Below are 7,808 nucleotides of genomic sequence, written 5' to 3' on the forward strand. Positions count from 1 at the left end.
TTATGCGCGCTTGTAGGTCTGCAGGCCCGGTTTGATGGTCTTATCGTCCAGGAACTGCTTGAGGCCCTGGGCGCGGCCTTTTTCCGGGTCGCGGTAGTTGGACTGGTCGACCTTGGCGTACAGGTAGTCCTCATTCTGCTCCCAGGTCAGTTCGCGGCAGCGCTTGAAGCCGTTCTTGGCGATGCGCAGCACGGTCGGCGACTTGGCCAGCAGCTTCTCGGCCAGTTCGATGGTGGCCGCGCGCAGCTGCGCCAGCGGCACGCTCTTGTTCACCAGGCCCATGGCCGCCGCTTCCTTGCCGGTGAAGGTGTCGCCGGTCATGATGTAGTGTAGCGCCTGACGGTGGCCCATGGTGTCGGCGACCGCCTTGCTGACCAGGTTACCCGGCGGGATGCCCCAGTTAATCTCCGACAGGCCGTACACGGCTTCGTCGGCGGAGATGGCCAGGTCGCAGGCCACCAGCGGCGAGAAGGCGCCGCCGAAGCACCAGCCGTTGACCATGGCGATGGTCGGCTTGCTGTACATGCGCAGCAGCTTCCACTGCCATTGCGAGCAGTCGCGGCGCAGCTTCTCCTGGTAGATCTCCGGCTTGCCGTCGTTCTCGCGGAAGTACTCCTTCAGGTCCATGCCGGCGGTCCAGCTGTCGCCGGCGCCGGTGAGCACCAGCACTTCGGCTTCCGGATCCTGCTCCAGGGTCTCCAGCACGTCGATCATTTCGCGGTTCAGCGTCGGGCTCATGGCGTTGCGCTTTTCCGGGCGGTTCAGGGTCACCCAGGCGATGCCGCCCGTGATGTCGACTTTGACGGTGGTCCAGCGCTTGTCGTATTGGCTCATTTCGGTCTCACTCTATGTTAGGTTAATATCAGGTTGCCTGATACGTGTCTTATAATATATGCTGCTTGGCCTGTAATGCAAGCGCTTTTCGAACGCTTTTTTTGAACACCTGGACCACGATGAAAAAACAACCGCCCGCCGCCGCGCACGATAAACCCAGCGGCATCGCCTACCTGATCGGCCGCATCGACCATGTGCTGAGCCGGCGCCTGCGCGACAGCCTCGGATTGCTGGGCATGACGGCCGCGCAGTACACGGCGCTGTCGGTGCTGGACACGCAACAGCAGCTGTCCAACGCGCAGCTGGCCGAGCGTTCGATGATCTCGCCGCAGTCGGCCAACGAGATGGTCAAGGCGATGGAGGCGCGCGGCTGGATCGAGCGCCAGGCCGACGCCAATCATGGCCGCATCATCCATCTGCGCCTGAGCGCCGAGGGCAGCGCCTTGCTGCGCCAGGGCGATGCCGCCGTGGCGGAACTGGAGCGCGCCATGCTGGCCGAACTGGGGCCGGACCAGCGCGGCGAGCTGCATGCCCAATTGCGGCTGCTGCTGCGCTCATTGAGCGCCATTGTTTTGTAACTGCCGCCAGCGCGGATTCTCCAGCAACAGGGCGATGCCCTGGCCGCCGCCGATGCAGGCCGCCGCCACGCCGTAGCGCTGGCGCCGCAGGTCGAGCGCGCGCGCCAGCGTGATGGTCAGGCGCACGCCGGTCGCCGCCAGCGGATGGCCCAGCGCGATCGCGCCGCCGTGGACATTGAGGCGGTCCCGGTCCAGTTTCAGTTCGCGCTCCACCGCGATGACCTGCGCGCCCTGCGCTTCGTTGATTTCAAACAGGCCGATTTGCGGCACACCCAGGCCGCAGCGGTCCAGCAGCAGGCGGATCGCCGGCGCGGGGCCGATGCCCATCACCTCCGGCGGAACGCCGACCACCGCGGCGGCCACGATGCGCGCCTGCGGCCGGTGTCCGCCGGCCATTGCGTAGGCGCCGGAGCTGACGATGGCCGCCGCCGCGCCGTCGGCCAGCGCGCAGCTGTTGCCGCCGGGCTGCACGCCGTGCGGATAGAGCGGGCGCAGGGTGGCCAGCACCGACGGCGGCGAGATGCGCGGATGGGTGTCCTGCGCCAGTTCGGTCAGCGCGCCGCTCAGCAGGATGCGTCGGTCGGCATAGCCGTCCAGTGTGAAGACCTCGTTGGCGACGGCGACGGTCTCGCCGGCGTGGAAGCCGGCGTTCCTGGCGTCGAGGGCGCGGGCGTGGGACAGCGCGGCGTATTTATCCACCTCGGCGCGGGTGATGCCGTACTGGCGCGCCAGGTTCTCGGCGGTCTGCGGCATGGTGATGCCGGGTGCGGGATCGGTCAGCGCCTCCCACAGGAAATCCTCGAAGCCGACTTGCGCGCCGAGCTTGAAACCGCCTCGGTGGCCGAAGGCGGCGATCGGGTTGCGCGTCATCGATTCGGTGCCGACCACCAGCACGGTGTCCGCGTAGCCCAGCGCGATCTGGTCGCCGGCCTGGCGGAACAATTCGAAACCGGTGCCGCAGATGCGCTGCACGTTCAGCGCCGGCACGGTCAGCGGCACGCCGGCGTACAGGCCGATATGACGGGCCAGCATGTACTGGTGGCAGTCGCCCGGCGCCATGCTGCCGCTGATGACGGAGTCGATGTCGGCGGCCGGCACGCCGCTGCGCCGCAGCACCGCGCGCGCGGCCTTGATGCCGAGGTCCGTGGGCGAGATGTGGCTGTAGGCGCCGCAGTAGTCGGCCATGGGCGTGCGCAGGCCGTCGATCAGCCACACGTCGTCGTAGGCCTGGAAGAAGCCCTTGCTGGCGGCCGCGCTCATGGCCAGTAGCTGGGACGCAGCTCTCCGGTCGGGCCGGTGTAGCCGTGGGTGAGGGCGTAGGCTTCCAGCGTGTGCGGGGTTTCGAAGCCGCCGAAGATCGACCACAGGAACATGCGGCCGTAAAGCTCGCAGCGTTCGCGTGGATCGCCCCGTAGGGCCGGATCGCGTTCCAGCGCGGCCTTCAGCGCGGACAGGCTGTTTTCGTGGACCACCATGCGGGTGCCGCCGTCGGCGCTGGTGTCGAACACCATCAGGCGCGGGGCGCCGGCGTCGTCGCTCCAGCGCCGCCATTCCGGCAGCGCGCCGGCCGGGCCGTTGGCCGGTTCGCCGTGGCGGGCGAAATGGGTCCAGTAGCCGGCCATGGCGTCGGAGACCTCTTTGCGGCCGGGCAGGTTGGCGGTGGTGAAGGAGCGGAACGGATCGAATTCGCCTTCGAGGTCGCGGAATACGAAGGCCACGTCCAGCACGTGGGCGGCGCCCAGCAGCACGCGTGGCGCGATGAACGGCACGGCGGGTTGCTCGTCCCAGTCGAAGCGGTAGGTCCAGACGTCGCGGTGGCCCGAGGCCACCATGGCGCTGGCCGGCTCCAGCGCGCCGGTGGCCTGCCACAAGGCGGACATGTAGGCGGCGTGGCGCTGGTAGCGGGCGCGGTCGCGCATCAAGGGGATTTGGCCGAACAGCATACGCACGTAGTCGGGATTGTTGGACATGAACAGCTTGTACTCGTCGCGGTTGGTGCCGATGATGACCGGGACCGCGTTGTAGCGGCCACGGTCGGCGAACGCCTCGGCCAGCGGCATGGCCGGCAGCACGTGGCCGTCCTGGATCACGCAGGGGGCGTCGTAGAAGCTGAGCGCACCGGGCGTGATGGCCGCCAGCAGCGTGTCGGCGGGCAGGCCGCGCACGTAGGTGGCGATGTCGGCTGGCGCCATGGATGCGATCAGCGCCTTGGCGGCATCGCGGTCGGCGGCGCGGCCATCGCGCTGCAGCCATCGGCACAGCAGCTCGCGTGAGCTGAGGGCGTGGCCGGGCTGGGCGTCGTCCGTGTAGTTGCGGGCCTGTGCCGGAGAGTAGCTGGCCGCCAGCGGCGACTGCAGGATGGCGCGGTGGAACAGGCCCTTGGCCAATGGGCTGGCCAGGAGCGTGTAGGCATTCAGGCCGCCGGCCGATTCGCCGAATATCGTGACGTTATCGGAATCGCCGCCGAAAGCCGCGATGTGCTGGCGCACCCATTGCAGCGCGGCGACCAGGTCCAGCGTGCCGAAATTGCCGGAGTGGTCGGCGGGAGTGTCGCCTTCCTGCGCCAGCTCTTCGAGGCTGAACCAGCCGAGGATGCCGAGGCGGTAATTGGCCGAGACCACGATCACCTGATCGTGGCCGGCCAGGTTGCGCAGCGTGGTGTAGGTGGCAGCGGTGCCGGCGGTGTTGGCGCCGCCGTGGATCCAGAACATCACCGGCAGCGCGGCGGCTTGCGCCTGTTCAGGCGTCATCCGAGGTGCGAAGACGTTCAGCGTCAGGCAGTCCTCGGAGCCGGCCACCTGTCCCCATACCGCCGGCGGCAGTTCCAGTGTGATGCCGCCCAGTTGCAACGCCGGACGGCCGAAGGCCAGTGCCTCGCGCACGCCCTCCCACGGTTGCGGTGGACGCGGCGCCCTCCAGCGCAGCGGACCGACCGGCGGCTGGGCAAAGGGGAGGCCGAGCCAGGCGTGGGTCTGGTGGCGGTCCGCGCGGCCCACGACATCGCCCAGCGCTGTATGGCGCAGGGAATCGGCGGCGGGTATCGCGGCGTCGGGTTGCGGCGCTTCGTTGTGCGCGGTCTTTGGCGGCATCAGGAAGTGCGCCAGCGCCGGCACCAGCACCAGCGCACCCACCATATTCCAAAGGAACATGAAGGCCAGCAGGATGCCCATGTCGGCCTGGAATTTGATCGGCGAGAACAGCCAGGTGGCCACGGCCACGGCCAGCGTCACGCCGGTCAGTATCACCACGCGGCCGGTGAAGCGCAGCGCATGCAGGTAGGCGTCGGACAGGTTGTCGCCGGCGCGCATGCGGGTCAGCATCACGCTGAGCACATACAGCGCGTAGTCCACGCCGATGCCCACGCCGAGCGCGATCACCGGCAGCGTGGCGACCTTGACGCCCATGCCCAGCACCACCATCAGCACCTCGCACAGGATGGACGTGAGCACCAGCGGCAGGATGGCCACCACCACCGCGCGCCAGTTGCGGAAGGTGGCGTAGCACAGCAGGATCACCGCGCCGTAGACCCAGAACAGCATATCGTGCATGGCCTGCTTGACGACGATGTTGGTGGCTGCCTCGATGCCGGCGCTGCCGGCGGCCAGCTGGAACTGCACCTCCGGTGTGTTGTTGGCGGCGGCGAAGGCTTCGACCGCGTCGACCACGCGGGTCAGCGTGGCGGCCTTGTGGTCCTTCAGGTAGACGTACAGCGAAAGCAGCGAGCAGCTCTGGTTGAACAGTTCGCGCGGCGCGCGGGTCTGCACCGCGCCCAGCGCGCCGGCGTTGGGGATCAGGTCATACCATTTGAAGTTGCCTTCGTTGTAGCCGGTGGTGGCGAGCTTGCTCAGCGCCGCCATCGAGTTGGTCGAGTCGACCCCGGGCAGCTGTTCCAGCTGCCACGCCAGCGCGTCCACGCTGGCCAGCGTGGCATAGCGGGTGCACTGGTCGGGCGCGGTCTTGATCATCACCACCAGGATGTCGGAGCTGGCCGCGTAGTTGGCGACCATGAAGCCGTTGTCGCGGTTGTAGCGCGAATCGGCGCGCAGTTCCGGCGCGCCGGGATCGAGGTCGCCCACCTTCAGGTTAAGGCTGTACAGGTAGCCCAGCCCCCCCAGCAGCACGCTGGCGGCCACCGTGGCGGCGGCCCAGCGGTGCTGGGTGAAGCGGTCGAGGAAGGTCCACAGCCATGGCTGCGCGCCGTCTTCGGCGCTGTCGGCCTGCAGGCTGCGCGCGGCCGCCTTGGCGCTCACGCCGGTGTAGGACAGCAGTATGGGCAGCAGCACCAGGTTGGTGAAGATCAGCACCGCCACGCCAATGCTGGCGATGACGGCGAGATCCTGGATCACCTTGATGCGGATGCTGACCAGCACCGCGAAGCCGACCGCGTCGCACAGCAGCGCGGTCAGGCCGGCCGCGAACAGGCGGCGGAAGGTGTAGCGCGCGGCCACCACGCGGTGCGTGCCACGGCCCACGTCCTGCATGATGCCGTTCATCTTCTGCGCGCCGTGGCTCATGCCGATGGCGAACACCAGGAACGGCACCAGCACCGAGTAGGGATCGAGTTCGTAGTGCAGGCTGGCCAGCAGGCCGCACTGCCACAGCACCGCGATCAGCGAGCAGACCACCACCAGCGTGGTGCTGCGCCAGCAGCGCGTGTACCAGAACAGCACCCCGCCGGCGATGGCGATCGCCAGCAGGAAGAACATCAGCACCTGCCGCAGGCCTTCGATCAAGTCGCCGACGATCTTGGCGAAGCCGGTGATGTGTATATGGACGCCTTCCTTCTGGTACTTGGCGCGGATCTGTTCCAGCCGCTGCGACAGGGCGCCGTAGTCGAGCGCCTGGCCGGTCTGCGGGTTCTGCTCCAGCAGCGGCACGAAGACGATGCTGGACTTGAAATCGGCCGCCACCAGCTGGCCGATCTCGCCGGAGCGCGCGACGTTGGCGCGCAACTGCGCCAGGCTGGCGGCGGAACCGTCGTAGCCGTCCGGGATGACGGTGCCGCCGTCCAGGCCTTCCTCGGTGACAGCGGCCCAGCGCGTGCTGGGCGTCCACAGCGATTTCATGAAGGGACGGTCCACGCCGGGCAGCAGGAACAGTTCATCGTTCAGGCGTTGCAGGGTGTCGAGATAGGCGCGGTCGTAGATGGTGCCGCCGCCCGCTTCGACGGCGATGCGCACCGAGTTGCCCAGCCCATTCAGGTCGGCCTTGTTGGCCAGGTAGTTGACCACGTAGGGATGGGCGCTGGGGATCATCTTCTCGAAGCTGGCATTGAGCTTGATGCGCGTGGCCTGGTAGCCCAGCACGATGGTCGCCAGCAGGCAAAGCAGGATGACCAGCGGCCGGTGGTTGAACAGCGCGCGCTCGCCCAGGTTGCCCGAGCCGGTATCGAAATCCTGCAGCCGCTTTACCACCGGCTGTTGTTCTAAGTCTTGATCTGTGTGCATGATGTTCCAGCCATAGTATGTAGGGGAAGGGCGCTAGCGGGCCGCTGCCGGCGAGGCGACCCGCCGCAGGCCGCGCAGCCCGGCCACGACCAGCGCGCCGTCGCGTGCCTGCGCCACGGCGGCCAGCGGCAGGGCGGGCGGCAGCGCGCCGGCGGCTTGCGCGGCGAAGCTGCGGCCCTGGTCGCGGCTGAGCAGCACGTCGCCGCCCTGGCTGACGAGTACCAGCGTGCCGTCGGCCAGTTCGGCGCCGCCGGCCAGCGAAGCCTGGATGCCGGTATCGACCTTGCTCCAACTGGCGCCCTGGTCGCCGGACCAGTAGGCGTTGCCGCGCAAGCCATAGGCCAGCAGCGCGCCGCCGCGCGCGGCCAGCAGGCCGAAGTAGCTGCCCTTGTACGGCGTGGCGAGGGCGTTGAAGCTGGCTCCCTGGTCGGTGGAGCGCAGCAGCAGCCCCTGTTCTCCGACCAGATAGAGCGCGCCGCCGGCGCCGCGCATGCCGTACAGGTGCAGGCCCTTGGGATTGGCGACGTGCTGCTGCCATGGCTGCCAGGTGGCGCCGCCGTCGCCGGTCTTGAACAGCAGGTTGTAGGCGCCCAGCACATAGCCGCTGCGCGGGCTGTCGAAGTACAGGTCGAGGAAGGGCTTGTCCGGCCCATCGTCCACCAGATGCTGGGCGTCGGCCAGCGCGCGCGCCTGTTCCGGGCCGGCGGCATCGGCCGCCGCCCGCAGCGCCAGCGCGGCGGCCTGGATGCCGTCCAGCTGCTTGTTCCAGGTGGCGCCGCCATCGGCGCTGTGCAGCACCACGCCCTGATGGCCGACCGCCCATCCCTGTTTGGCGTCGACGAACTGCAATGCCGTCAGGCTGACGCCCACCGGCACGCTGGCCTGGCGCCAGGTCACGCCGGCATCGTCCGAATACAGGATGGTTCCGCGCTCGCCGGCCGCCACCAGC

Annotated in this window: 5 protein-coding genes and 1 pseudogene; 1 reads left to right on the forward strand and 5 read right to left on the reverse strand. The window is 68.5% G+C overall.

Features of this window, described 5'->3' with window-relative positions:
* Nucleotides 1-834 carry a p-hydroxycinnamoyl CoA hydratase/lyase gene (locus tag HUX88_RS25040; protein WP_117011140.1) on the reverse strand — a complete coding sequence of 278 codons (834 nt, stop codon included), beginning with the start codon at nucleotides 832-834 and terminating at the stop codon, nucleotides 1-3.
* A 119-nt stretch (nucleotides 835-953) separates the two neighbouring features.
* On the opposite strand from HUX88_RS25040, the gene HUX88_RS25045 reads away from it, so the two are divergent.
* Nucleotides 954-1,412: a MarR family winged helix-turn-helix transcriptional regulator gene (locus HUX88_RS25045; protein ID WP_117011484.1), complete on the forward strand. Its 459-nt coding sequence runs from the start codon at nucleotides 954-956 to the stop codon at nucleotides 1,410-1,412.
* Here the strand turns inward: HUX88_RS25045 and HUX88_RS25050 are convergent.
* The 4 genes and pseudogenes from HUX88_RS25050 to HUX88_RS25060 all read right to left on the reverse strand — a co-directional run.
* On the reverse strand, nucleotides 1,389-2,672 hold the full coding sequence (locus tag HUX88_RS25050; protein ID WP_176363549.1) for a thiolase family protein: 1,284 nt from the start codon (nucleotides 2,670-2,672) through the stop codon (nucleotides 1,389-1,391). The genes HUX88_RS25045 and HUX88_RS25050 overlap by 24 nt on opposite strands.
* A complete protein-coding gene (locus HUX88_RS32700) occupies nucleotides 2,669-4,408 on the reverse strand; it encodes a carboxylesterase/lipase family protein (RefSeq protein ID WP_373886837.1) in 1,740 nt (579 codons plus the stop codon). Before HUX88_RS32700 ends, HUX88_RS25050 begins: the two co-directional genes overlap by 4 nt.
* A gap of 42 nt (nucleotides 4,409-4,450) precedes the next feature.
* Nucleotides 4,451-6,859: pseudogene (locus HUX88_RS32705) on the reverse strand (RND family transporter); the annotation flags it as partial.
* Between the two features lie 33 nt (nucleotides 6,860-6,892).
* Nucleotides 6,893-7,808 (reverse strand): YCF48-related protein (locus HUX88_RS25060; protein WP_176363551.1); only part of this gene is annotated, 916 nt, incomplete at its 5' end.

The organism is Duganella sp. BJB1802, assembly GCF_013369445.1.
Classification (GTDB): domain Bacteria; phylum Pseudomonadota; class Gammaproteobacteria; order Burkholderiales; family Burkholderiaceae_D; genus Rugamonas; species Rugamonas vulcania_A.

Bases quoted from the DNA above. Each gene is read 5' to 3' on its own strand.
- HUX88_RS25040 (WP_117011140.1), bottom strand. From the start codon at position 834: ATGAGCCAATACGACAAGCGCTGGACCACCGTCAAAGTCGACATCACG.
- HUX88_RS25045 (WP_117011484.1), top strand. From the start codon at position 954: ATGAAAAAACAACCGCCCGCCGCCGCGCACGATAAACCCAGCGGCATC.
- HUX88_RS25050 (WP_176363549.1), bottom strand. From the start codon at position 2,672: ATGAGCGCGGCCGCCAGCAAGGGCTTCTTCCAGGCCTACGACGACGTG.